Source organism: Streptomyces sp. NBC_01013, assembly GCF_045162765.1.
Classification (GTDB): domain Bacteria; phylum Actinomycetota; class Actinomycetes; order Streptomycetales; family Streptomycetaceae; genus Streptomyces.
Genome location: NZ_CP108687.1, coordinates 4163161 through 4188051, shown reverse-complemented (window position 1 = coordinate 4188051; position 24891 = coordinate 4163161). Strand labels below are relative to the sequence as shown.

At 69.0% G+C, this 24891-nt stretch carries 20 protein-coding genes and 2 tRNA genes; 5 read left to right on the top strand and 17 right to left on the bottom strand.

Annotated elements, in window-relative coordinates; translation table 11 throughout:
- Positions 1-48: 48 nt before the first annotated feature.
- Both OG538_RS18140 and OG538_RS18135 read right to left on the bottom strand, forming a co-directional pair.
- The gene (locus OG538_RS18140; protein WP_406094819.1) at positions 49-768 is read right to left on the bottom strand and encodes a class E sortase; all 720 of its coding nucleotides are present in this window, start codon (positions 766-768) and stop codon (positions 49-51) included.
- Between the two features lie 25 nt (positions 769-793).
- A complete protein-coding gene (locus OG538_RS18135; RefSeq protein WP_406094817.1) occupies positions 794-1561 on the bottom strand; it encodes a DUF881 domain-containing protein in 768 nt (255 codons plus the stop codon).
- Positions 1562-1702: 141 nt separating this feature from the next.
- On the opposite strand from OG538_RS18135, the gene crgA reads away from it, so the two are divergent.
- Entirely contained in the window at positions 1703-1957 is a 255-nt protein-coding gene (gene crgA, locus OG538_RS18130) for a cell division protein CrgA (RefSeq protein WP_018522107.1), read from the top strand.
- Between the two features lie 321 nt (positions 1958-2278).
- On the opposite strand, the gene OG538_RS18125 is transcribed toward crgA, so the two are convergent.
- The gene (locus OG538_RS18125) at positions 2279-3178 is read right to left on the bottom strand and encodes a rhomboid family intramembrane serine protease (protein ID WP_406094815.1); all 900 of its coding nucleotides are present in this window, start codon (positions 3176-3178) and stop codon (positions 2279-2281) included.
- 154 nt (positions 3179-3332) lie between these two features.
- Positions 3333-3860 (bottom strand): peptidylprolyl isomerase, encoded by a 528-nt coding sequence (locus tag OG538_RS18120; protein WP_406094813.1) that lies wholly within the window; start codon positions 3858-3860, stop codon positions 3333-3335.
- 379 nt (positions 3861-4239) lie between these two features.
- Here OG538_RS18120 and OG538_RS18115 point away from each other — a divergent pair, with 379 nt between their 5' ends.
- On the top strand, positions 4240-4965 hold the full coding sequence (locus OG538_RS18115) for a DUF5324 family protein (RefSeq protein ID WP_406094811.1): 726 nt from the start codon (positions 4240-4242) through the stop codon (positions 4963-4965).
- A 69-nt stretch (positions 4966-5034) separates the two neighbouring features.
- Here OG538_RS18115 and OG538_RS18110 read toward each other — a convergent pair.
- Positions 5035-5107 (bottom strand) — tRNA-Ala (locus tag OG538_RS18110).
- A gap of 169 nt (positions 5108-5276) precedes the next feature.
- Here OG538_RS18110 and OG538_RS18105 point away from each other — a divergent pair.
- Both OG538_RS18105 and OG538_RS18100 read left to right on the top strand, forming a co-directional pair.
- On the top strand, positions 5277-5825 hold the full coding sequence (locus tag OG538_RS18105) for a helix-turn-helix domain-containing protein (RefSeq protein ID WP_406094809.1): 549 nt from the start codon (positions 5277-5279) through the stop codon (positions 5823-5825).
- 103 nt (positions 5826-5928) lie between these two features.
- Complete coding sequence (locus OG538_RS18100; RefSeq protein WP_406094807.1) at positions 5929-7299, top strand: protein kinase domain-containing protein; 1371 nt, start codon at positions 5929-5931, stop codon at positions 7297-7299.
- A 36-nt stretch (positions 7300-7335) separates the two neighbouring features.
- Here the strand turns inward: OG538_RS18100 and OG538_RS18095 are convergent, their stop codons facing one another.
- From OG538_RS18095 to OG538_RS18085, 3 genes are all read right to left on the bottom strand, one after another.
- Entirely contained in the window at positions 7336-8670 is a 1335-nt protein-coding gene (locus tag OG538_RS18095) for a hypothetical protein (protein WP_406094805.1), read from the bottom strand.
- On the bottom strand, positions 8670-10577 hold the full coding sequence (locus OG538_RS18090; protein WP_406100195.1) for a vWA domain-containing protein: 1908 nt from the start codon (positions 10575-10577) through the stop codon (positions 8670-8672). Before OG538_RS18090 ends, OG538_RS18095 begins: the two co-directional genes overlap by 1 nt.
- A gap of 193 nt (positions 10578-10770) precedes the next feature.
- Positions 10771-10905 (bottom strand): DLW-39 family protein, encoded by a 135-nt coding sequence (locus tag OG538_RS18085; protein ID WP_003958712.1) that lies wholly within the window; start codon positions 10903-10905, stop codon positions 10771-10773.
- Between the two features lie 329 nt (positions 10906-11234).
- On the opposite strand from OG538_RS18085, the gene OG538_RS18080 reads away from it, so the two are divergent.
- The gene (locus OG538_RS18080; protein WP_406094803.1) at positions 11235-11609 is read left to right on the top strand and encodes a DUF6344 domain-containing protein; all 375 of its coding nucleotides are present in this window, start codon (positions 11235-11237) and stop codon (positions 11607-11609) included.
- A gap of 394 nt (positions 11610-12003) precedes the next feature.
- On the opposite strand, the gene OG538_RS18075 is transcribed toward OG538_RS18080, so the two are convergent.
- The 9 genes from OG538_RS18075 to dnaA all read right to left on the bottom strand — a co-directional run bounded on the left by OG538_RS18075 (position 12004) and on the right by dnaA (position 24838).
- Positions 12004-12077 (bottom strand) — tRNA-Ile (locus OG538_RS18075).
- Between the two features lie 77 nt (positions 12078-12154).
- Positions 12155-12763, bottom strand: coding sequence for a DUF3566 domain-containing protein (locus tag OG538_RS18070; RefSeq protein ID WP_406094801.1), 609 nt, complete (start codon positions 12761-12763; stop codon positions 12155-12157).
- 93 nt (positions 12764-12856) lie between these two features.
- The gene (gene gyrA, locus OG538_RS18065) at positions 12857-15520 is read right to left on the bottom strand and encodes a DNA gyrase subunit A (protein WP_406094799.1); all 2664 of its coding nucleotides are present in this window, start codon (positions 15518-15520) and stop codon (positions 12857-12859) included.
- 62 nt (positions 15521-15582) lie between these two features.
- The gene (gene gyrB / locus OG538_RS18060) at positions 15583-17670 is read right to left on the bottom strand and encodes a DNA topoisomerase (ATP-hydrolyzing) subunit B (protein ID WP_406094797.1); all 2088 of its coding nucleotides are present in this window, start codon (positions 17668-17670) and stop codon (positions 15583-15585) included.
- A gap of 403 nt (positions 17671-18073) precedes the next feature.
- Entirely contained in the window at positions 18074-18652 is a 579-nt protein-coding gene (locus tag OG538_RS18055) for a DUF721 domain-containing protein (protein WP_406094795.1), read from the bottom strand.
- Positions 18649-19779, bottom strand: coding sequence for a DNA replication/repair protein RecF (gene recF / locus OG538_RS18050; protein ID WP_406094793.1), 1131 nt, complete (start codon positions 19777-19779; stop codon positions 18649-18651). Before recF ends, OG538_RS18055 begins: the two co-directional genes overlap by 4 nt.
- Before the next feature lie 104 nt (positions 19780-19883).
- Positions 19884-20762 carry a phosphogluconate dehydrogenase (NAD(+)-dependent, decarboxylating) gene (gene gnd / locus OG538_RS18045; protein WP_406094791.1) on the bottom strand — a complete coding sequence of 293 codons (879 nt, stop codon included), beginning with the start codon at positions 20760-20762 and terminating at the stop codon, positions 19884-19886.
- 147 nt (positions 20763-20909) lie between these two features.
- Positions 20910-22040, bottom strand: coding sequence for a DNA polymerase III subunit beta (gene dnaN, locus OG538_RS18040; protein ID WP_148022051.1), 1131 nt, complete (start codon positions 22038-22040; stop codon positions 20910-20912).
- A 1004-nt stretch (positions 22041-23044) separates the two neighbouring features.
- Positions 23045-24838 carry a chromosomal replication initiator protein DnaA gene (dnaA, locus tag OG538_RS18035; RefSeq protein WP_406094789.1) on the bottom strand — a complete coding sequence of 598 codons (1794 nt, stop codon included), beginning with the start codon at positions 24836-24838 and terminating at the stop codon, positions 23045-23047.
- Positions 24839-24891 lie beyond the last annotated feature (53 nt).

Here is a 24891-nt window from a genome sequence, read left to right as displayed (position 1 = left end):
CTCCATTCGGTACGGGACCAGACTAAAGGGCCGGAGCATCGCCGTGGGTCAGCTGTGGAAAGCCGCGGGCCTGCCGTCGGTCACGGGCTGGGTCGCGTCCAGGTGCGCCCAGGCGATCAGCCGGTGGCTGCTGCCCCATTCGGGATCGCACGTGGTCAGTGTCAGATAGCGGCCGGGCCCCTCGAAGCCGGACTTGCGGGGTACCGGATCGATGACCCCGACATCGCTGGGCACGGTCCGGTAGGGCTTCCTGTCGATGCGGTACGTGAACCACGTGGTCCCGTCCGTCAGGACCACCGCGTCCCCGGGGCGCAGCTTCGGGAAGTCCTTGAAGGGATCACCGTAGGTGCGCCGGTGCCCCGCCACGGCGAAGTTGCCGGTCGCGCCCGCCGCGGCGGTGCCCCGGTAGTGCCCGAGCCCCTTCTGCAGCGTCCTGACCTTCGTGTTCTCCAGGACAGGCCACTCCCAGTCCTTCCCGAAGCGGGGTATGTAGAGCATCGCGAACGGCTTCCCGTCGCGGTACGCCTTCGGCGCCGGCGCCGAGGCGGACGGCTTCGGACCGGACTGTTTCGGACCGGACGGTGCGGGTGCGGGTGCGGTCACCGCCCCGTGCGCCCATTGGTTCTGCAGCTCGTCTATCTGCCCCTCGGTCGCACCTGCGGCCTTCACCCCGGTCCAGAACAGGACGTAGACCACAAAGAGGATGATCAGGGCACCCGCGGTGATACACAGCTCGCTGAACGTCCTGACGATCAGTCGCACCGACACCGGTCGGCCTCCCCGCAGCTGCTCGCTACTTCACCGGCTCCGCATAGTGGAGATCCACTGTGCCCGAGTAGCCGGGGAGAGTCACCGCCCCGTGCTCGTCGACTTTCCAGCCGAGCCCGTACGCCTTCACGTACAGCAGGTAGTTCTGGATCGCCGGGGAGGCGTCGAGCGCCTGCTCCAGCCTTCCGGGATCGCCGACGGCGGTGATCTTGTACGGCGGCGAGTAGACCCGGCCCTGGAGGATCAGGGTGTTGCCGACGCAGCGCACCGCGCTGGTGGAGATCAGCCGCTGGTCCATGACCTTGATGCCGCGGGCACCGCCCTGCCACAGGGCGTTCACCACTGCTTGCAGGTCCTGCTGGTGAATGACCAGGTCATTGGGTTGCGGATCGGGGTAGCCGGGACTCGCGGTGGCGTTCGGCGGGGCGTCGTCGAGCGTGACGGATACGGCCCGGCCCGAGAGCTTCGCCGTGCCGGCGGCACGTTCCAGTGCCTTGAGCTTGGCGTCCTCCGCCTTGGTGCTGCCGTCGTCGCGCTGGGCGAGGGTGTCGATCTCCCCGCGCACGGAAGCGGCGGACTCGTCCAGAAGGGCGTTCTTGTCACTGCGTTGCTGAATGAGGTCGGAGAGTTTCAGCAGCGAGGAGTCCGTACGGATATTGGTGCCCTTGGCGGTATTGGCGCTGGTGACGAAGATGAGGCCGGCCAGGGCGAAAACGGCAGCCGTGAGCACTTTGGCCGGATGCCGGAACGAGCGCCGGACCGGCCCTGGGGGAGAGTCGGCAGAATTGCTCAACGTACCCTTATCTCCTTCGGCGCCACGGAAGCACTACGCTAACGGACGCCCGGGGGAGGCAGCATTCCCCCTCGCGCCCAGCCCCGGCGCCAGCCACAGTTCCCTGCGCGGTCACGCAGCGCATCGACAGGAGAGTTCCTCGTGCCGAAGTCACGTATCCGCAAGAAGGCCGACTTCACGCCCCCTCCGGCGAAGCAGGCAACCAACATAAAGCTGACCAACCGCAGTTGGGTGGCGCCGGTGATGCTGGCGCTGTTCCTGATCGGTCTGGCCTGGATCGTCGTTTTCTATGTGACCGACGGCGACCTGCCGATCAAGTCGCTGGGGAACTGGAACATCGTCGTCGGCTTCGGCTTCATTGCCGGTGGCTTCGGCGTCTCGACCCAGTGGAAGTAGCTTCGGAGTAACTCGGACGACCGCGTAGGACCACAGCGGGCACCTGCCCCGCAACCCTTGCCCTGAGTTACCCACAGCGTTATCCACAGGCGGGGGAAAAGGTCGGACGATCTGTGGATAACTCCTCGGACGTTGACGCCGGTACGACCGCAGCCGCCCCTCGATGCGGGCGGCACGCCCCTTGTCCTAGCTGGAAAAACCCAGCTCAGGGACAAGGGGCGCAGTTTTCTCCACCGTGATGCACAACACGACATGCATGCTGTGGACAACTTCGATCACATACGGTCCATATCGGACCTTCGGCTACGTGGCGCCCGCCCCTCAGGTCAACGAGGCCGTTCTGGCGGCCACGATCAGGATCACCACGACCAGGAGCGCGGCACAGGTGCCGTACTGCACGAGATTCCGCCGCTCGCGCGGAGCGTGCACCATGGCGATCGCGATCAGCGCGCCGGCGATGAGCCCTCCGACATGTGCCTGCCAGGCGATTCCGCCCCAGGGGTTGAAGGTGATGACCAGGTTGATCGCCAGGATCATGAAGACGGGGCGCATGTCGTAGTTCAGCCGGCGCATCAGCACCACGGTGGCGCCCAACAGGCCGAAGATCGCTCCCGAGGCGCCCAGCGAAGGCTGGTTGGGCGCGGCCAGCCAGTAGGTGAGGGCCCCGCCCGCCAGCCCGGAGAGCAGATAGAGCGCGAGATAGCGGGCGCGGCCGAGCACGGCCTCCAGCGGGCCGCCGAGCCACCACAGCCCCATCATGTTGAAGGCGATGTGCCACACCTCCTGGTGCAGGAACATCGACGTCACCAGCCGGTACCACTGCCCCTCGGCGACACCCTCGGGCGGACCGCCGTAGTAGAAATTGGCCCGCCCCAGCAACACCAGCTCGTCGAGCAGCGCCTTGTCCGCCAGCACCGCGACGAACAGGGCGAGGTTGATCCCCAGCAGGATCTTGGTGACCAGCCGGGGATCGGCCGCGATCCTGCCGCCGGCGAGCGTACGCGGCTGACGGGCGGCCGGGCTGTGTCCCGTACCGGACCCCTGGCGCACGCAGTCCGGGCACTGGAAACCGACCGAGGCGCTGACCATGCAGTCGGGGCAGATCGGGCGGTTGCAGCGGGTGCAGCGGATCGCCGTCTCACGGCCCGGGTGGCGGTAACAGCTGACCGGACCGTCGACGGGCGGGGTCGGGTCCTGGCCGCCCGGCGGCTGCTGGTCCATCGGTCCCATCATTCCCGGTCCCCTCGGTCCTGGTCGTGGCGTCAGTGCCCACGGCTCCGCCCTGCGCGTCCGCTCTCTTATCAAGTACGGACGGGCAGGGCGGTTGGTTCCCGACGGGAGAACCGGAGAGTGACCGGGCGGTGACGCCGGGCGATCAGCGCTTCTCGATGACGACCGAGTCGATGACCACGTCCTGCACCGGGCGGTCGGTGCGGCCGTTGGTCGGGGTGGCCGCGATGGCGTCCACCACCTTCTGGCTCGCCGGGTCCACCACCTCACCGAAGATGGTGTGCTTGCCGGTCAGCCAGGCGGTCGGCGACACCGTCACGAAGAACTGCGAGCCATTGGTGCCCGGGCCCGCGTTGGCCATGGCCAGCAGGTACGGCTTGGTGAAGGCGAGGTCGGGGTGGAACTCGTCACCGAACTCGTACCCGGGACCACCGGTGCCGTTGCCCAGCGGATCGCCGCCCTGGATCATGAAGCCGCTGATGACCCGGTGGAAGACGGTGCCGTCGTAGAGCCTGTCCGTGGACTTGGCCCCGGTCGCGGGGTGCGTCCACTCGCGCTCACCGGTGGCGAGCTCGACGAAGTTCTTGACCGTCTTGGGCGCGTGGTTCGGCAGAAGCCGGATCTCGATGTCGCCCTGATTGGTCTTCAAGGTGGCGTAAAGCTGCTCGGCCACGATCTGCCTTCCGTAAGTCTGCGCTGACGTCCACCGATCCTCGCACGGACGACCCCACCCGGCGCCCGGCCCGACTGCGGCACACCGCCAGTTGCACCTTTGCGCCCCCTCCTCGGGCCGCCCGCCTGCGGCTTCCCTGCCGACCGTCCGGGGCGGCCCGGGAACACATGCGGCCAAGTGCGTGACGAACGGCGCGTGGCGCCCCGAACCGTGGCATTGTCGTCGGCAGGCTCCCCTTGCACCCGCTTGCCCCGAGGCATCCTTGATGGCCTGAATGACCCGGATGCCCGCCCCGCGTGCCGCACAGGTCCCCTGCAGGCATGATCTCGAACTGGGTGGAAAGGCGGAGTATCTACCCGCCACCAAGGAGGAGGATCCCGTGACCCGCATCGACAGCGTGCGCGCCGCAACCGACTCGGCGAGGGACAGCGTGCAGCACGCCGCGGTAGTGGTGGCGCCCTACGCCGACTCGGCCAAGGAACAGGCCGCTCACTATGCGCACGAGGCCCGCACACTGCTCGCGCCGAAGGTGTCGAAGGCAGCCCAACAGGCCCGTGTCCAGTACGACGCACACCTCGCACCACGTCTCGAACTCGCCCTCGCACACGTGCCCCCCAAGGTCGACGAGGCTGCTCAGCGCGCCGCGCTGCGTACTCGCCAGGCCGCCCGGAGCGCCGCGGACTACACCGTCCCCCGCGTCGAACACGCCATCGCCACCGCGCAGCCCATGGCCGAGGAGGCAACGGCCCGCAGCGCTGCCGCACTGGCCGCACTGCGCGGGCAGGTCACGCCGAAGGAGATCAGGAAGCTGACCCGGAAGCACGAACGGCGGGCCAAGTGCGGCCGTGCGTTCAAGGGCCTGGCCGTGGCCGGCCTCCTGGCGGGCGCCGCCTACGCCGCTTGGCGGTGGTGGGACAAGCAGGCCAACCCCGACTGGCTGGTCGAGCCCCCTGCCCCCACCGAGGTCGACGACCGCGACCCGTTGGCCTCTGTCGACGGCAGCGACCGGACGCTCCTGGACCCCGAGGTCCAGGCCAAGCAGTCCGACGCGGAGGCGGAGGGACTGGACGCCCCGGACGGACAGGACCCTGAGGACCGCCCCTGACCAGGGAACGAAAGAGAACACAAAAGACCCCCTGACCTGTGAACACACAGGCCAGGGGGTCTTTTTGCGTGGAGCCTAGGAGATTCGAACTCCTGACATCTGCCTTGCAAAGGCAGCGCTCTACCAACTGAGCTAAGGCCCCGAAAAGCAGGCAGCACCCGACGTCGGGCGTCGTGAGCCACCGCCGCAGACCAGAGTACCGGGTGACCCCCCGAATCCTCCAAAAAGATGGGGCTCCCGGTCGGCGACCACTCTCCGTAAGATGCTCGTCGAGGTTCGCAGCAGCGAAGCCGCAGCGAAGGGGAGACGCCATGGATGCAGCGCAGCAAGAGGCAACGGCCAGAGCCAGGGATCTTCAGCGCAGCTGGTACGGGGAGCCCCTGGGCGCGCTCTTCCGTCGGCTGATAGATGATCTCGGCCTGAATCAGGCCCGGCTCGCCGCGGTGCTCGGGCTGTCCGCACCCATGCTCTCCCAGCTCATGAGCGGCCAGCGGGCGAAGATCGGCAACCCCGCGGTCGTCCAGCGTGTCCAGGCGCTCCAGGAGCTGGCGAGCCAGGTGGCGGACGGCAGCGTCAGTGCGGGAGAGGCGACCGACCGCATGGAAGAGATCAAGAAGTCCCAGGGAGGCTCCGTGCTCACCGGCACCGGCCAGACCACGACGCACGGTGGCGCCCCCACGGTGCGCCGCGTGGTCCGCGAGATCCAGTCACTGCTCCGGTCCGTCGCGGCCGCCGGTGACATCATCGATGCCGCCGACTCCCTCGCCCCGACCCACCCGGAACTGGCAGAGTTCCTCAGGGTGTACGGCGCTGGGCGCACCGCGGACGCGGTGGCGCACTACGAGGGGCACCAGAACTAGGCGAGACAGACCGGGCACCCGCCCGGCAACCGGAGCATCCGGGTCCGGGCGCAGGCACAAGGGTGCGCGGACCGAGACAGGAACGGGGAGCGGGCGCAGCGCAATGGGTGAGGTCTTCGCTGGTCGGTACGAACTGATCGATCCGATCGGACGTGGTGGGGTCGGTGCTGTCTGGCGTGCCTGGGACCACCGCCGCCGCCGTTATGTGGCGGCCAAGGTCCTCCAGCAGAGCGACGCGCACACGCTGCTGCGCTTCGTGCGGGAACAGGCGCTGCGGATCGAGCATCCGCACGTGCTCGCCCCGGCGAGCTGGGCGGCGGACGACGACAAGGTCCTGTTCACCATGGACCTGGTCAGCGGCGGTTCGCTGGCCCATGTCATCGGTGACTACGGCCCGTTGCCCCCGAGGTTCGTCTGCACACTGCTCGACCAGCTGCTCTCCGGCTTGTCCACGGTGCACGCCGAGGGGGTAGTGCACCGGGACATCAAGCCCGCCAACATCCTGATGGAGGCCACCGGTACCGGCCGGCCGCATCTGCGGCTGTCCGACTTCGGCATCTCCATGCGCAAGGGCGAGCCCCGGCTCACCGAGACGAACTACGTGGTGGGGACCCCGGGCTACTTCGCACCCGAGCAGATGATGGGCGCGGAGCCGGACTTCCCCGCTGACCTCTTCGCGGTCGGCCTCGTCGCCCTGTATCTGCTGCAGGGCAAGAAGCCCGACTCCCAGGCGCTCGTGGAGCACTTCGCCTCGTACGGGACCCCCAGTGCCCCGGAGGGCATCCCCGAGCCGCTCTGGCAGGTCCTCGCGGGGCTCCTGCAGCCCGACCCGCAGGCCCGCTTCCGTACCGCCACGGGTGCGCGCAAGGCCCTGACGGCCGCCGTGGAGATGCTGCCCGAGCCCGGGACCGACGAGGAGCCGGTGGAGGTCTTCGACCAGATCGGCCCGCTGCCCGCCGGATTCGGCCCCGCGGGCCCCGCGCAGCCCCCGCAGCCCCAGGCACCCCAGACCTCAGGACAGCAGACCTCAGGACAGCAGCCCCCGGGACAGCAGGTGGCGGGGCAGCAGGCCCCCGGCCCGCAGTCGTACGCACAGCCCCCGGCCGCCATGTCCGAGACGGGCAGCTTCCACCTCCCGCCGCCCCCGCAGCGTGCCGCCCCCGCGCCTGCCCCCTTCCCCTCGGCAGCGCAACCCGTCACTCCACACCCGGCCACGCACACGACGGCGCCTTTCCCCGCCGCCGTACAGAATCCCTCGCACGCCCCCACCGCCGCGGTGCAGCACCAACAGCCGCCCACCCGCGCCTACACCGCCCAGCACCCGCAGGCCGCCCCCACGCCCTCGCCGGTCCCTTCCCCCGCCGCGCAGGCGCCGCAGACGCGTCCGGGACCGCCCCCGAAGGTGGCGGTCCCGGTCCTGCTGGTGGCGCTGATCTGCTTCGCCGTGGGCATCTGGGCGCTGACCCAGGCCTGAGCGGGAAGCGGGCCCCGGCCGGGGCCCGCTTCCCGGCTACCAGGTCCGGGGCGGTGGCCCGGAGAACGGGGGCTGTCCGCCGGCGACGGTCGCACGACGCCGCGCGAGCAGCGTCCACACGCCGAGCGCCACGACCAGCACGGAGCCCGCGCCGATCCCGGCCGCTCCGACCAGCTTCATGGTGTCGCTCTTGCTCTCGGCCGCCTGCGGGCCGCTCTGGCCGCTCCGGGCCAGGTCCTTGTCGTCCTCCGTGACCGCGAAGATCCCGGCGTCGCCCGCGTACGGCGTCTTCCCGGCCTTGCCGTCGACCTTGACGGACAGCGTCAGCGGCAACGGCTTGTCGCCGTAGGCCTTGGCGAGTTCCGGGCTCAGCGTGACGGACAGGTAGTACCAGCCCGCGAAGCGCATGGCGCTGACGCTGCTGCTGGGGTCGAACCTGTTCCGGTACGCGACCGGCGGCACCGGGTCCAGGGAGAAGGAGGTCGGCTTGCCCGAGTACGACATGGACGTCGCGTCGTCGACATGGCCGTGGGCCGGGTTGTCCAGGGACATCGCGAGGGCGCTGCCGATGTACTCGTCGGAAGCGGTGCTGTTGCCGAGGCCGGCCGTGGCGAAGATCTGCTGCCCCCAGTCCACCGGGACGCGGTAGAAGAGGGTCTGCCCCGGCGTGATGCTGTCCTTCCACTCGCCCGTCTCCAGGCTCGTGGCGTCGTAGTAACCGGCGCCGCCGTGCCTGCGGTTGTCGGTGGCCGGTGTGGGCGGGGCGGGCGAGGCGGACGGCCAGTCCTCCGGGGCCTCGGTCGGCATCGCGGCGTCATCGGCGAGCTGCGGCTCGGAGTCGTAGCGCAGTTCCAGCTCCCAGTCCTCCGGCCCCGAGGTCTCCTTGCTCTCCCGCTCGACCAGGACGTTGTACGTACCGGGGCCCTGGCAGCTGCTGCTGTCCTTCTTGACGACCCGGTAGGCGTAGGCGGCGATCGGACGCGGGTACTCCGCGGACTCGAAATTGGCGTCCTCGGAGCTGCACTGCAGGTCCGAACTGTCCCTGATGCTGACCGTGATGCCGTCCCCGTAGGCGACCTTGCCGCCGCCCTTGGGCACGGCGACGGCCGAGACGTACGCGTTCGTCGTCGCGTCCAGGTTCAGGCGGTAGTACAGCTTCTGACCGACCTTGATCGTGCTCCTGTACACCGATCCGGCCGTGAGCTCCGTCGCGTCGGTGTTCACCTCCGCGCCGCTCACCGCCTTCGCCTCCGGGTCGAAGGTGTACGGAGCGACGTCGCCGGACGCGTACGCCTGTCCCGGCAGCGCCGCCACCGCGCACATCGCCGCGACCGCGGCCAGCGCCCCCCGGCCCCTGCTGCGCTGCCTCATCACGAGCTTCCCCTCGTCGTCCGCGCGGCTGCCCCGCGGCGGCTGCGTACATATACGAACACGGCGACCAGCACGGCCATGACGGCCGCCCCGGCAGCAGCCGCGATGCCGGTCCATCCTGCCCCTCCCGCACCACCGCTGTCTGCGGACGCGATCGAATCGCCCTTCTTGTCCGCATCCTGTGCGGCTCCCCCGGAGGACTTCTTCGCCGCCGCGGGGGCGCCGTGCTCCGGACCGGCCCGCTCGTCGCCGAGCACCGACACCCGCAGCACCAGACCGATCTGCGGATTCTCCGCGATCTCCGCGGCCTGCGCGCCCAGCGTCACCGAGATGTAGAAGGCACCCCCGGCGTGCACCGGCTGGACATCGGTCCGGTTCTCGTAGCGATTGGTCCAGGCGACCGGAACCCCGCCCATCGCCACCGCCGACGGACGTCCGCTGTACATCCTGCTCTGCTGGAACTCACCGCCCCCCGTGAGCGGGTAGCGCGCCGGCGTGTAGAGCTGGGTCGCTCCGTAGGAGTACGTGACGGTGGTGCGGTCCACCGTGGGCTCGTTGGCGAACTCCACGTCGTAGCGCACCTGCTGGCCCCAGCCCGCCGGAACTCTGTACCAGAGCGTCTGGGACGGAAGGATCCGGTCGCGCCACACGCCCTGCCCGATCGTCTCGGCGTCGTTGAACCCGGTGCCGCCGTGCACCTCACGGGGATCACCCGCGGGCAGTGCGGCCTCCTTGCCGCCCGGGCCGTACTCCGTCTGCGACTGGGCGGGCGTCACGCCCGTCGCCAGCGGGGCCTCGACCCCGTACACCAGCTCCAGGGGCCAACGCGCCGCGTCGGAGCCCTTCTTGCTCTCCCGCTCCACCACCAGCCGGTACCGGCCCGCCCGGTCGCAGGTGCGGGTGCCCTCCTTCGAGCGGATCCGGGCCACCGCCGAAGTCAGCGGGACCGCCCCCTCCTTCTGCAGGAAGCGCGCGGTGTGCGTCCCGCAGGAGCCGTACGCGTCGTACTCGAGCCGGGTGCTCAGTGCGTCGAACGTGTCCACGGCCGCCCCGGGTTGCGGCACCGCCGTCGCCGCGAGGTCCACCGTGGAGACCGCGTCCAGGTCGACCGCGTAGTAGCGCTTCTCGCCCGGCCCGATGGTGTCCAGATACTGACCGGGCACGAGTACGGGCGCCCGGTCGGCGGTGGCCGCTCCCGTCACGCGCTCGCCCCGGAGGCGGTAGCCGTCGGCGGAGAGCTGGGCAGCACGCTGGAGCTGACGGGCCAGGGCCTCGGCGTCCGGTGCGTCGTAGTAGCGGCCGTTGCCCGCGTCCGCGATGCACTCCAGCTGTTTGCGGGCCGCGCCCTTCACCTGGAAGCCGACGGTGTCGATCCGCAGCCCGACCCCCTCCTTGCCGAGTTGCGCGGCGACCTCACAGGGCTGCGGCGTACCGCAGTTGTCCTCACCGTCGGAGATCAGCAGGATCGTGCGCGTACCGATGGCACCACCCACGGGTCGCGGCAGGTCCTGTGCCGCCTTCCTGAGGGACAGGCCGATGGGGGTGTCCCCCCGCGGACGTACGGCCGCGACGGCCTGCTTCATCGCCGCTCGGTCGAGCTTGTGCACCGGGCGCACGAGGCGGGTGTCCGTGCAGCCCTGCGGACGGTCGGCGCCGTACACGCGCAGACCGGTGGGATAGCCGTCGGGGAGGCCGTCCACGACCGTGCCGACGGCCTCGCGAGCGCTCTCCATCCGGGTACGCCCCGTGCCGTCGTCGTCTCCCATGGAGCCGGACGAGTCGAGCACCATGACCAGGCTGTCGTTTCCTCCGGACCGGACCGCGTCAGGTACGTCCACGGCGGCCGGCGGCCCCGCCAGGGCCGGCAGTGCGCCGGTCACCAGGGCGAACAGCACCCCGCCGATCATTGTCCCCACCTGTGCGGTGCGGCGGTGGTTGCGTGCCCTCACGTGTGCCCCCTCGACCGATAGCCCGGCTTCTTTGCTCAAGCAACCTATTGATTTGCTTAGGTGAACTCAAGAGCACAGGCGTCACGGTCCCGCAACAGCACGAAGCCCCGGCCGCATCTGCGACCGGGGCCCGCGACAGGCTTGTTCTGCCTCACACACCCGAACCTGCGGGCACGGAGTCAGTCGCCTCCGTCCACAGATCCTGCTCGGCGCGATCCGCCTGGATCTGGCGGTACACGAGGAGCCCGCCGATGGCAGCCAGTGCGACCAGGAGAAGCTTCTTCACCGCGCGACCTCGTCTTTCCTTGGCATTGGGGAGTTCTGCTGCCCGACTATACACATCGGCCGATATCGACCGGTGACCTCCCCGCAACCCAACTGGCGCCTGTGGAAGAGCGATCGTCGGAAGATTGTGCATCGGCTTCCCCCGCTCCCCGACAGCCTCCGGGACACCCTTCGAATCCGGCCGGGACGCCGCATCTCAGGACCGGTTGCACCATACGAGTGGTGTTCATCTGAAGAACGGCATATCGGTGGCGTCGCTCCACGAAATCGCGGGCCGGATCCACATCATCGGAAAGGTAAGCAAACCGGACCACCTGAAAGTGAGGGGCCATGAGCACCTTCAAGGCCAAGAGCATCTGGACCGCCTTCATCACCGCCTTCTTCGCACTCCTCGCCTCGCTGGGCCTCGCGAGCTCCGCCGCGGCGGCCACGGAATCCACGGTCACGGAGCCGACGGCCACGACCCACGAGCACAGGGTCACGACCGCTGCAACTCCGACCGCCCCGTCGGTGCGATGGACCCTTCCGCGTGACCGGGCGCTGCCGCCCACCATGAAGCAGCGCATCCGCGCCGAGGCACACGGTTCCTCTCCCGCCACCCGGCAGCTCGCCCCCGACACCGTTGACACCGCCCGCGCCGCACACGGGACCCGCACCGCCCTCGGCAACGCACAGGCCCGGGACGGCGCCCCCCTGCCACCCTGAGCGCACAGCGCATGACCCCGCGAGGCCCCTGGACCGGAATCCCCGGCAGGGGCCTTCTTCATGCCCGCACACCGGCGGGGCGCCGCGCCCTGACGCGCACGCACGGTCCCGCACCACCCGGGGTGCCGCTCCACCGTCGCCACAGGCACCCCACACCGGACGACAGTGCCTGCCAGGACGTACAGCGCGAACCCGAGCCGTCGCCCCGCCCGGCCGGACCGCACGCGACGACGGCCGGCACCCCGCCCGGCAGTCCATGCACAGGGGGGCGCCCCGTCCCCCACGGCCGCGACCAGCACCCTCGCAGGACACATCGGCTTCCGGGCAGCGCCCCGAACACGTACCGCCGCACACGACGAAGGCCCTCACCGCAGTGGTGAGGGCCTTCGTGTTGTGGGGCTAACAGGATTTGAACCTGTGGCCTCATCCTTATCAGGGATGCGCTCTAACCAACTGAGCTATAGCCCCGCCGCGCTTTTGTGTCGCGCTGACGTGAAGAAGATTAGCGCACGTCGGGGCCAGTCCCAAAATCGATACCTGCGTCGCTACTCGTCCTCGGCCAGCGTGAGCTCGACACCGCCCACGAAGCCGGCCGACAGGTTGTAGATGAAGGCACCCAGCGTCGCCAGCGCGGTCGCCAGCACCACGTCGATCACCGCGATGACCGAGGTGAAGATCAGCACCCGCGGCAGCGACAGGAACGACTGCAGGTCGAAGCCGTTGCCCTCGTTGGAACCGGTCGCCTCGCTGATGGTGCCGCCGACGGTCTCGAAGACGCCCATCGCGTCCATGACCATCCACAGCACCGCCGACGCGACGACCGTGCAGATGCCGAGCGCGATGGACAGCAGGAAGCTGACCTTCATCACCGACCACGGATCGGCCTTGGCCACGCGCAGACGCGCCTTACGGGTGCGCGGAGTCGTTCGCGCACCCGTCCGCGGTCTGCGGGTCGCCTGCGCCGTCCCTGCACCCGGCACGGCGCCCTGCCGCCCCCCGTGGGGCCGCCCACCCTGTGTCCCGCCCGGGGGCGAGGGGTAGGCCTGCGGCGGGTGGTACGGGCCCGCCTGGCCCGGTGCGGGTTCCCGCTCACCGGGCAGCGGCCCGGTCGCGTAACCCTCGTACTGGGGCTGAGGGCCCCGGGTATCCGTCACAGTGCCCCCTTGGGAGTCCGTGGCAGGGCCACGGGCGCCGTTCTTGCCGGCTTCGGAAGCGGCCGAACCGGCGCCCGTGGCTCCACTCACGCTCTACTCCTCGTGCTCCCCGGTCGAGGACGTGTTGCCCTCGACTGTGCCGTCGACCGTGCTCTCGACAGCCGCGTCGGCCGTGGTGGCCTCCGCTGTCACTGCCTCGGTCGTCTCGCCTTCGGCGTCGTCGGTCCCGTCGACCTCTTCGGCCTCGCGACCTGCCTCGGCGTTGCGCGCGATACCGACGACGGCATCTCGCTTGCCCAGATTGATCAGTTGGACGCCCATGGTGTCACGGCCCGTCTCCCTGACTTCATTGACTCGCGTACGAATCACACCACCGCCGAGCGTGATGGCGAGGATCTCGTCCGTCTCCTCGACCACCAGCGCACCGACCAGTGAGCCCCGGTCCTCCACGATCTTGGCGGCCTTGATACCCAGGCCACCGCGACCCTGGACGCGGTACTCGTCGACAGGGGTCCGCTTCGCGTACCCGCCGTCAGTGGCAGTGAACACGAAAGTACCGGGCCTGACGACATTCATCGAGAGCAGTTCGTCTCCCTCGCGGAAACTCATGCCCTTGACACCCGAAGTGGCGCGGCCCATCGGGCGGAGCGCCTCGTCCGTCGCAGTGAACCTGATCGACTGGGCCTTCCTGCTGATGAGCAGCAGGTCGTCCTCGGACGACACCAGCTCCGCGCCGATCAGCTCGTCGTCCGATCCGTCGGCCGTCTCGCGCAGGTTGATGGCGATGACACCACCGGAGCGCGGCGAGTCGTAGTCCTTCAGCGCGGTCTTCTTCACCAGGCCGCCCTTGGTGGCCAGGATCAGATACGGCGCGGCGTCGTAGTCGCGGATCGCCAGGATCTGGGCGATCTGCTCGTCCGGCTGGAAGGCCAGCAGGTTCGCCACGTGCTGACCACGGGCGTCGCGGCCGGCGTCCGGGAGCTCGTAGGCCTTCGCCCGGTAGACCCGGCCCTTGTTGGTGAAGAACAGCAGCCAGTGGTGCGTCGTCGACACGAAGAAGTGGTCGACGATGTCGTCCGACTTGAGCTTCGTGCCGCGCACGCCCTTACCGCCGCGCTTCTGCGAGCGGTAGTCGTCCGTCTTCGTGCGCTTCACGTAGCCGCCGCGGGAGATCGTGACGACGATGTCCTCCTCGGCGATCAGGTCCTCGATGGACATGTCGCCGTCGAAGGGCACGAGCTTGGAGCGCCGGTCGTCGCCGAACTTGTCCACGATCGCCGCCAGCTCCTCGCTGACGATCTGCCGCTGCCGCTCCGGCGAGGCGAGGATCGCGTTGTACTCGTTGATCTTCGCCTGGAGCTCGTCGTGCTCGGCGGTGATCTTCTGGTGCTCCAGCGCGGCCAGGCGGCGCAGCTGCATCTCCAGGATCGCGTTCGCCTGGATCTCGTCGATCTCCAGCAGGCCCATCAGGCCCTCGCGCGCGATCTCGACGGTGTTGCTGCGCCGGATGAGGGCGATGACCTCGTCGATGGCGTCCAGGGCCTTGAGCAGGCCACGCAGGATGTGCGCGCGCTCCTCGGCCTTGCGCAGCCGGAACCTCGTACGCCGGACGATGACCTCGATCTGGTGCGTCACCCAGTGGCGGATGAACGCGTCGATCGACAGGGTGCGCGGCACCCCGTCCACCAGCGCCAGCATGTTGGCACCGAAGTTGGTCTGCAGATCGGTGTGCTTGTACAGGTTGTTCAGTACGACCTTGGCGACCGCGTCCCGCTTCAGCACGACGACCAGGCGCTGGCCCGTACGCGACGAGGTCTCGTCACGGACGTCCGCGATGCCGCCGACCTTGCCGTCCTTCACCAGGTCGGCGATCTTCTGCGCGAGGTTGTCGGGGTTGGTCTGGTACGGAAGCTCCGTGACGACCAGGCACTGACGTCCCTGGATCTCCTCGACCGCCACGACCGCCCGCATCGTGATCGAGCCGCGGCCGGTCCGGTACGCCTCCTCGATGCCCTTGCGCCCCACGACGAGCGCACCCGTCGGGAAGTCCGGACCCTTGATCCGCTCGAGCAGGGCGTCCAGAAGCTCCTCCTGCGAGGCCTCCGGGTGCTCCAGGTACCACTGGGCGCCGGACGCGACCTCACGGAGGTTGTGCGGCGGGATGTTGGTCGCCATACCGACCGCGATGCCCGCCGAACCGTTGATCAGCAGGTTCGGGAAGCGTGCCGGCAGAACCACCGGCTCCTGGTTGCGGCCGTCGTAGTTGTCCTTGAAATCGACGGTCTCCTCGTCGATGTCCCGGACCATCTCCATGGACAGCGGCATCATCTTGCACTCGGTGTACCGCATGGCGGCGGCCGGGTCGTTGCCCGGAGAGCCGAAGTTGCCGTTGGAGTCCACCAGCGGCATGCGCATCGACCAGTGCTGCGCCAGGCGCACCAGGGCGTCGTAGATCGAGGAGTCGCCGTGCGGGTGGTACGTACCCATGACGTCACCGACGACACGGGCGCACTTGTAGAAGCCCTTCTCGGGCCGGTAGCCGCCGTCGTACATCGCGTACAGCACGCGGCGGTGAACGGGCTTGAGGCCGTCCCGCACGTCGGGCAGGGCACGCGACACGATGACGGACATCGCGTAGTCGAGGTAGGAGCGCTGCATCTCCGTCTCGAGCCCGACGGGCTCGACACGCATGCCCACGCCCTCGACGGGCGGGACCTCTTCGGGCGTCACGGGGGTAGGGGTGTTCTCGTCGGCCATTGCTGGTCAAAGTCCTTTCGCGCTGCGGCTTGGAGGGCCCGGGCCCTCCCTGTACGGCCGACTCAGATGTCGAGGAAGCGGACGTCCTTGGCGTTGCGCTGGATGAACGAGCGCCGTGCCTCGACGTCCTCACCCATCAGCACCGAGAACAGGTCGTCGGCCTGCGCCGCGTCGTCGAGCGTGACCTGGCCGAGCACACGGTGGTCGACGTCCATCGTGGTGACGCGCAGCTCCTCGGCGTTCATCTCGCCGAGACCCTTGAAGCGCTGGATCGAGTCTTCCTTGATCCGCTTGCCGTTCTGCTTGCCGAGGGCGACGAGGGCGTCCCGCTCGCGGTCCGAGTACGCGTACTCGAAGTCGTCCCGGCCCCACTTGATCTTGTAGAGCGGCGGGCGCGAGAGGTAGACGTGCCCGGCCTCGACCAGCGGTCGCATGAAGCGGAAGAGGAACGTCAGCAGCAGGGTGTTGATGTGCTGACCGTCGACGTCGGCGTCCGCCATCAGAATGATCTTGTGATAGCGGAGCTTCTCGATGTCGAAGTCCTCGTGGACCCCGGTGCCGAAGGCCGAGATCAGCGCCTGGACCTCGGTGTTCTGCAGGATCTTGTCGATGCGGGCCTTCTCGACGTTCAGGATCTTGCCGCGGATCGGCAGGATGGCCTGGTACATCGGGTTACGGCCCGACTTCGCCGAACCACCGGCGGAGTCACCCTCGACGATGAAGATCTCGCACTTCGTCGGGTCGTTGGACTGGCAGTCGCTCAGCTTGCCCGGCAGCGAGGCGCTCTCCAGGAGCCCCTTGCGGCGGGTCAGGTCACGCGCCTTGCGGGCCGCCACACGGGCGGTCGAGGCGGCGATGCCCTTGCGGATGATGTCGGCTGCCTCGTTCGGGTTCCGGTCGAACCAGTCCGTCAGCTGCTCGTGGACGACCTTCTGCACGAAGGTCTTGGCCTCCGTGTTGCCCAGCTTGGTCTTCGTCTGGCCCTCGAACTGCGGCTCGCCGAGCTTCACCGAGATGATCGCCGTCAGACCCTCGCGGACGTCCTCACCAGTGAGGTTGTCGTCCTTCTCGCGCAGCAGCTTCTTGTCTCGCGCGTACCGGTTGACCAGCGAGGTCAGCGCGGCCCGGAAGCCCTCCTCGTGCGTACCGCCCTCATGCGTGTGGATCGCGTTGGCGAAGGAGTAGACACCCTCGCTGTACTGCGTGTTCCACTGCATGGCGATCTCGGCCGAGAGGAGACGGTCCTTGTCCTCGGCCTCGATGTCGATCACCGACTGGTGGATGACATCGCCCTTGCGGGAGTTCAGGTACTTCACGAAGTCGACGATGCCGTTTTCGTAGTGGTACGTGACCGTCCGGGCCGGCTCCTCCTCGGGAACCTCGACCGCCTCGGCGCTGTCCGCGCCGACCGTCGCCTTGGCCGACTCACGCTCGTCGGTGAGCTTGAGGGTGAGGCCCTTGTTGAGGAAGGCCATCTCCTGGAAGCGGCGCGAGAGCGTCTCGAAGGAGTACTCGGTCGTCTCGAAGATGTCGCCGTCGGCCCAGAAGGTGACGGAGGTGCCCGTCTCCTCGGTGGCCTCGTTACGGGCCAGCGGGGCGGTCGGGACGCCGAACTTGTAGTCCTGGGTCCATCGGTAGCCGTCCGTCCTGACCTCGACGGCCACCCGCGTGGACAGGGCGTTGACGACGGACACGCCGACGCCGTGCAGACCACCGGAGACGGCGTAACCGCCGCCGCCGAACTTTCCGCCCGCGTGCAGGACGGTGAGCACGACCTCGACGGCCGGCTTGCCTTCGGACGGCACGATGCCGACCGGGATGCCACGGCCGTTGTCGATGACGCGCACCCCGCCGTCGGCGAGGATCGTGACGTCGATGGCGTCCGCGTGCCCGGCCATGGCCTCGTCGACCGAGTTGTCGACAACCTCTTGCACGAGGTGGTGGAGACCGCGCTCACCGGTCGAGCCGATGTACATGCCAGGTCGCTTGCGGACCGCGTCCAGACCCTCGAGCACGGTGATCGCGCTGGCGTCGTACGAGGCTTTCACCTCGCCCGAGGCGGGAGCGACGCTGCTCTCACCGGGGGTGGACGGAATGTTCTCGTTGGGGTTGCCGGAATCGGCCACGAAGCGCCCTTTCTGGCACAGCACAGGCCGTTCTCCGGACAGGCGGGAGCGGCTGCGTCGTTCGGCTTGTATCGACGAATCCCGCAAGGACGCGGGATTGTCCATCAGTCTACCGGTAGCGCCGACCCGAATGGGGGTTTGCCGGTACCTGAGTCCGCATGTGCCGCCCTGAATGAGCGCCTGACGACTCCCCATATCCGGGAAGGGGCCTCAAGAGGCTCACACGGGCATTGAGCGCTTCGGCCTGTCAGCCTCCCGCTACGGTGAGGGACGCCTGCTCCGGGCCGGAGGGTTCCCATCACCACAGACCCATACAAGAGGGGTACGGGGGCCATCGAAGACAAGCCGGGCATACGCCGCCCCGGTCCTTGCCCGCGCAGCACCAAGAGCGACGCGCGGTACGAGAGAAAGTCCAGGTCAGGGCTGGTCAGCCGTAGGTGTCGCCCGGGCCGGTGCTTCCCGGGGCGCGCAGCGGGCCGTATCTGCGCTGCGGACCCCCCGGGCCCAGCACCTTGATCAACCGGACAGTGCCGTGCCCCAGATCCGCGTTCAGCCGGGCCACGAGCTGCGGTGCCAGCAGCCTCAGCTGCGTCGCCCACGCCGTGGAGTCGCACTGCACCGTCAGCACCCGCTCATCGGGATCTTCGTCATAACGCAACGGCACGCAGTGATTGGCCAGATCGTCGCCCACGATCTGCGGCCAGCGGCCCATCACGCCGCCCACCGCGGCCGGCGTCTCCCAGCCGCGCTCGCTGATCAGGCGGTTGATAGCGGCCCCCAGCGGCAGCGGGTCCCGGCCGTCGGCACGCGCGCCCGAGCGCAGCCCGCCGCCCCTTCTCGCCTGCTTCTTCTGCTGGGCGGCCGCACCGCGCGCCCGCGCCTGCTCCTTCGCCGCGTGCAGGGCCACCCGCGCCAGGTCGACCCCCGAGAGCTCCGGCTTCTTCGCCGGGTCCTCGGCCGCCCCGGACGGCTTCGCCGGTCCCGCGCCGTCTCCGTTGCTGTTCACAGCCGCTCCACGTCGCCGGCGGCCACCGCGTACCGCGTTCCTGCCAGGACGCCGGGAACGTCGTCGTCCACCGCCGCCGTCACCAGCACCTGCTCACCCGGGGCCACCAGCTCGGCCAGCCGCTCACGCCGACGGGCGTCCAGCTCGGCGAAGACGTCGTCCAGCACCAGCACCGGTTCGTTGCCCTCGGTCCGCAGCAGATCGTACGAGGCCAGCCGCAGGGCCAGCGCGTACGACCACGACTCCCCATGGCTCGCGTAGCCCTTGGCCGGCATTCCGCGCAGGCCGAGCACCAGGTCGTCACGGTGCGGGCCGACCAGCGTCACGCCCCGCTCGATCTCCTGCTTGCGCACCTCGGCGAGAGCGGCGATCAGCTGCGCGTACAGCTCCTCACGCGTACGCGCGGGCTCCACGTCCGCACCCACCGAACTCCGGTACTCCAGCGTCACCGGACCGCCACCTGGTGCCACATCCGCGTACGCCTTGTCGGCGAGGGGCTGGAGTGTCGCGATCAGGTCCAGCCGCTGCGCGAGCAGCTCTGCGCCCACCCGGCCCAGATGCTGGTCCCACACGTCGAGCGTCGACAGGTCCATGGACCGTCCGCCGTGCCTGCGCGCCATCGCCGCGGACTTCAGCAGCGTGTTGCGCTGTTTCAATACCCGCTCGTAGTCCGAGCGCACTCCTGCCATCCGCGGCGCACGCGCCGTGACCAGCTCGTCGAGGAACCGCCGGCGCTCGCCGGGGTCGCCCTTCACCAGTGCCAGGTCCTCGGGCGCGAACAGCACCGTGCGCACTATTCCCAGCACGTCACGTGGTCTGACCTGCGACGATCTATTGATCCGCGCGCGGTTGGCCTTACCCGGATTCAGCTCCAGCTCGACCAGCTGCGACCGCTCGCCCTGGGTGACGGCCGCCCTGATGACCGCCCGGTCAGCGCCCATGCGCACCAGGGGGGCATCGGACGAGACGCGATGGCTGCCGAGCGTCGCGAGGTAGCCGACGGCCTCGACGAGATTGGTCTTGCCCTGGCCATTGGCCCCCACGAACGCGGTGACGCCCGGGTCGAGAGGCACCTCGACCCGGGCGTACGAGCGGAAGTCGGCCAGCGACAGATGCGTGACATGCATGGTGTGCGCCGACCTTCCCGGCTTCCTGCTCCGTGCTTCGTGGTGCGGGCCGGGCCTTCGGGTCCGGCGCGCTCCTCGTTGCGACTACTTCTCGTTCGCGACCGTTACTTCTTGTTCTCGACCGCGTGGCCACCGAACTGGTTGCGCAGCGCGGCGATCATCTTCATCTGCGGGGAGTCGTCCTGGCGCGAGCCGAAGCGAGCGAAGAGCGACGCGGTGATCGCGGGCAGCGGCACGGCGTTGTCGATGGCCGCCTCCACGGTCCAGCGGCCCTCGCCGGAGTCGGCGGCGAAGCCACGGAGCTGCTCCAGGTGCTCGTCGTCGTCCAGGGCGTTGACCGCCAGGTCGAGCAGCCAGGAACGGATGACCGTGCCCTCCTGCCAGGAGCGGAAGACCTCGCGCACGTCGGTGACGGAATCGACCTTCTCCAGGAGCTCCCAGCCCTCGGCGTAGGCCTGCATCATGGCGTACTCGATGCCGTTGTGAACCATCTTCGCGAAGTGGCCGGCGCCGACCTTGCCCGCGTGGACGGAACCGAACTCGCCCTCGGGCTTCAGGGCATCGAAGACCGGCTGGACCTTCGCGACGTGCTCGACGTCGCCGCCGTACATCAGCGCGTAGCCGTTCTCCAGGCCCCAGACGCCGCCGGAGACGCCGCAGTCGACGAAGCCGATGCCCTTGATGCCCAGCTCGACCGCGTGCTTCTCGTCGTCCGTCCAGCGGGAGTTCCCGCCGTCCACGACGATGTCACCCGGAGAGAGCAGCTCTGCCAGCTCGTCGATGGTGGACTGCGTCGCGGCACCGGCCGGGACCATGACCCACACGACGCGGGGGCCCTTCAGCTTGCCCACAAGCTCTTCGAGGCTGTGGACATCGGCGACGTCCGGGTTGCGGTCGTAACCGATGACGGTGTGACCTGCGCGGCGGATGCGCTCGCGCATGTTGCCGCCCATCTTGCCGAGGCCGACGAGACCGAGCTCCATCAGAGATTCCTTAAGCGTTGTGCCGATTCGTACCCAGGGTCCGAGCCTACGCCCGGCAGGGGACAGGACGCCGGGCATGCTCGGCGCTGAACATGCCCGTCGGGTCCTGCCGCGATCTCGCGGGCGTCGGCAGGACCGGTGACCGGATCAGCCGGAGAGGCGGACCGGCATGATCAGGTACTTGTACGCGTCGTCCGCCTCGGCGTCCACGGCCGGCCGGCCGCTGAGCAGGGCGGGCTTGGTGGAGGTCGTGAAGGAGAGCTGGGCGACCGGCGAGTCGATGGCGCTGAGGCCGTCGAGCAGGAAGGTCGGGTTGAAGGCGATCGAGATGTCGTCGCCCTCCAGCACGGAGTCGACGCGCTCCACAGCCTGTGCGTCGTCGCTGGAACCCGCTTCCAGGATCAGGACGCCCTGCTCGAAGCTGAGCCGCACCGGTGTGTTCCGCTCGGCCACCAGAGCCACGCGCTTGACGGCCTCGACGAAGGGGGCCGTCTCGATGACCGCGACGGAGTTGAACTCGGTCGGGAAGAGCGTGCGGTACTTCGGCAGATCGCCTTCGAGCAGGCGGGTGGTCGTACGCCGCCCCGCGCCCTCGAACCCGATGAGGCCCTCACCGGCCCCGGAGCCCGACAGCGCCAGCGTCACCGTGTCACCGCTGGTCAGCGCCTTGGCGGTGTCCAGCAGCGTCTTGGCGGGCACCAGCGCGACGGCGGAGGCGTCGGCGTTCTCCGGCTTCCAGAGGAACTCGCGGACCGCGAAGCGGTAGCGGTCCGTGGAGGCGAGGGTGACGGTGTCGCCCTCGATCTCGATGCGCACACCGGTGAGCACGGGCAGCGTGTCGTCGCGGCCCGCGGCGATGGCGACCTGGGCGGCCGCCGAGGCGAAGACCTCACCGGGCACCGTGCCGGTCGCGGTCGGCATCTGCGGCAGTGCCGGGTACTCCTCCACAGGAAGGGTGTGGAGTGTGAATCGCGACGAGCCACAGGCCACCGTCGCCCGTACACCGTCTGTGGAAATCTCCACCGGCCGGTTGGGCAGGGCGCGGCAGATGTCTGCGAGGAGCCGGCCGGAGACGAGCACCGTGCCGTCCTCCTCGATCTCGGCGTCCACCGAGACCCGGGCCGAGACCTCGTAGTCGAAGCTCGAGAAGCTGAGGGCTCCGTCCTCAGCCTTCAGCAGAAGGCCCGCAAGAACGGGCGCCGGCGGACGGGCCGGGAGGCTACGGGCCACCCAGGCCACAGCCTCCGCGAGTACATCGCGCTCCACCCGGATCTTCACCGGAACCGCCTCCTGCTGTTGCTCGCTCGCCCTGCTGGCCTTCGTCGTCTGGTCGGGTCGCTCCACCGATGCCGGGGGGAGGACGCCGGGGACCAGTCTGACGTACGGCACCGACACTCGGTGCTGCTCGGGGTCAAGTCGCGACAAGAGGCTCCGAGAGCTCCGGCGCCGAGTTGTGCACAGGCCCCACTTCGAAGCGGATTCCGGGCTAACTATAGGTGGCAGTAGTAGTAGGGCCTGTGGAAACGGTGGATAACGTCGTTTTCGCAGGTCAGGCCCAGTTTTTTGTCCACCGACCCTGTGGGTGGCACCGGTGGACAACCCGGTGTTTCTGTGGACACCCGAAAGTTGTGCACACCCGATGCACAGGGCAGGGGGGTTTCTCCCCAGGGCTGTCCCCAGCTTTACCCACGTTCCCCACAGCCCAACCGACCGACTTGGTGTGACGCCTTTCACTCGGGGCGGTGAATGCGGGTGTCACGTTGCCGAACAGTGGACAGCGGTGTGGAGAAGCCCGCCTCTCCTGGGGACAACAGCCGTGGACCTGTGGGCCGACGGTGGACAACCTCGCGGACCCCCTGTGGACGAAAAACTTGTCCACAGCCTGTGGATCATTGTTGACCACAAATCCCCAGGCCTCTGAGCTGGCCTGATGAGGTATCGGCTGCCGCGCCTGTGGAAGCAGTATGGACAACTTTTGGATCCCCAGGCTGTGGAGGGAGAATTCTCCCCAGATCTGTGGAGAACTGCCCTTCCGCAGCGGGTATTCGAACAGCGCGCGCGGCCGACAGTGCTGCGCGACCCGCTCCCCACCCCTCGCGAAGCGCTCACAGACCACAGAAGGGGACGACGCGGGGTCCCCGGAGGGCCTGTTCCAGCGAAGCGCGACAGGTGCCGCAACAGACGTCGACCGACGAAGAAGGGCGCTCCGCGGACTCCTGGCGAGTCCGCGGAGCGCCCTTCCGGTGTGCTCCGGCGCGTGCCGGTGACGAGGTGGTGGCCCGTCAGCCGTTCTTGATGCGGTTGGTGAGTTCGGTGACCTGGTTGTAGATGGAGCGTCGCTCAGCCATCAGCGCGCGGATCTTGCGATCGGCGTGCATCACCGTCGTATGGTCCCGGCCGCCGAACTGCGCACCGATCTTGGGCAGGGACAGGTCGGTCAGTTCACGGCACAGATACATGGCGATCTGGCGTGCCGTCACGAGCACCCGGCTGCGGGAGGATCCGCAGAGGTCCTCCACCGTCAGACCGAAGTAGTCGGCGGTCGCCGCCATGATGGCCGTCGCCGTGATCTCCGGAGCCGAGTCCTCGCCACCCGGGATGAGGTCCTTCAGCACGATCTCGGTCAGCCCGAGGTCCACCGGCTGACGGTTCAGGCTGGCGAAGGCCGTGACCCGGATGAGAGCGCCCTCCAGCTCACGGATGTTGCGGGAGATACGGGAGGCGATGAACTCCAGCACCTCCGGCGGGGCGTTGAGCTGCTCCTGTACTGCCTTTTTCCGCAGGATCGCGATGCGCGTCTCCAGCTCCGGAGGCTGCACATCAGTGGTCAGACCCCACTCGAAACGATTCCGCAGCCGGTCCTCCAGGGTCACCAGCTGCTTGGGCGGCCGGTCCGAGGACAGCACGATCTGCTTGTTCGCGTTGTGGAGCGTGTTGAAGGTGTGGAAGAACTCCTCCTGCGTCGACTCCTTGCTCGCCAGGAACTGGATGTCGTCGACCAGCAGGATGTCGACATCGCGGTACCGCTTGCGGAAGGTGTCGCCCTTGCCGTCGCGGATCGAGTTGATGAACTCGTTGGTGAACTCCTCCGAGCTCACGTACCGCACCCGGGTGCCGGGATAGAGGCTGCGGGCGTAGTGCCCGATGGCATGCAGCAGGTGGGTCTTGCCGAGCCCCGACTCCCCGTAGATGAAGAGCGGGTTGTACGCCTTCGCGGGCGCTTCGGCGACGGCGACGGCCGCGGCGTGCGCGAACCGGTTCGACGCCCCGATGACGAAGGTGTCGAAGAGGTACTTCGGGTTCAGCCGGGCGTGCGGTTCGCCGGGGCCCGCCGCCGGCGCGGGCTGTGCGCTCATCGGCCCGGCGCCGCCGCCGGGCCGCCCCGTGCCGCCGCCCTGGCGGCGCTGGGGCTCCTGCATGTCGTGACGCTCGGGACGCTGGGGCTCGTACCCCTGGCGCTCGGGCGGCTGCGGACGGTAGTCGTGCTGCTGGGAGCGGCCGCCCCCGTACGGCTCGCGCCACTGCTCGGCGGACGGGTCGCGGTCCTGGAACCCGCCGAGCCGGGGCTGCTGCCAGGAGAGGTCCTCCTGAGTGCGCGGCCAGGCGCCGGGTTCGGGGCGCTGCTGCTGGTAGTCGGGGTACGCGGGCCGGGCCGTCGGCATGCCGTCGTCCGTGGGGCGGTGGCCGTAGCCGTCGTAGCTGTCGTTGTGCTGCCGCTCGTCGTGCTGAGGTCCCTGGTAGCGGTGCTGCTGCGGCTGCTGGGACTGGTGCATCGGGGGCGCCGGTGGGTTCGGCGGCTCGCCCGCGGAGTCGTCGACCGTGATCGCGATCCGGATCGGCCTGCCGCACTCGCGGCTCAGCGTCTCGCTGATGAGCGGGGCGAGCCGGCCCTCCAGGACGCGCTTGCCCCATTCATTGGGGACGGCGAGCAGGGCGGTGTCGGCAACCAGGGCGAGCGGCTGGCATCGCTCGATCCACTGCTTGTCCTTCGGCTCGATGCCCTGCTGGCCCTCCCCGAGGAGTTGCTCCAGCACTCGTGGCCACACTGCGGCAAGATCGGCAGGTACGTCAGCCACAAGGCACGCTCTCTCGCTGGTCCCACGAATGTGTGGTTCTCGGGACGTATGGG

What these genes read in the sequence shown, in the direction of transcription:
- OG538_RS18125 (WP_406094815.1), bottom strand. Translation starts at nt 3,178, where the DNA reads ATGGACCAGCAGCCGCCGGGCGGCCAGGACCCGACCCCGCCCGTCGAC.
- OG538_RS18105 (WP_406094809.1), top strand. Translation starts at nt 5,277, where the DNA reads ATGGATGCAGCGCAGCAAGAGGCAACGGCCAGAGCCAGGGATCTTCAG.
- OG538_RS18100 (WP_406094807.1), top strand. Translation starts at nt 5,929, where the DNA reads ATGGGTGAGGTCTTCGCTGGTCGGTACGAACTGATCGATCCGATCGGA.
- OG538_RS18095 (WP_406094805.1), bottom strand. Translation starts at nt 8,670, where the DNA reads ATGAGGCAGCGCAGCAGGGGCCGGGGGGCGCTGGCCGCGGTCGCGGCG.
- OG538_RS18090 (WP_406100195.1), bottom strand. Translation starts at nt 10,577, where the DNA reads ATGATCGGCGGGGTGCTGTTCGCCCTGGTGACCGGCGCACTGCCGGCC.
- OG538_RS18080 (WP_406094803.1), top strand. Translation starts at nt 11,235, where the DNA reads ATGAGCACCTTCAAGGCCAAGAGCATCTGGACCGCCTTCATCACCGCC.
- gyrA (WP_406094799.1), bottom strand. Translation starts at nt 15,520, where the DNA reads ATGGCCGACGAGAACACCCCTACCCCCGTGACGCCCGAAGAGGTCCCG.
- recF (WP_406094793.1), bottom strand. Translation starts at nt 19,779, where the DNA reads ATGCATGTCACGCATCTGTCGCTGGCCGACTTCCGCTCGTACGCCCGG.
- gnd (WP_406094791.1), bottom strand. Translation starts at nt 20,762, where the DNA reads ATGGAGCTCGGTCTCGTCGGCCTCGGCAAGATGGGCGGCAACATGCGC.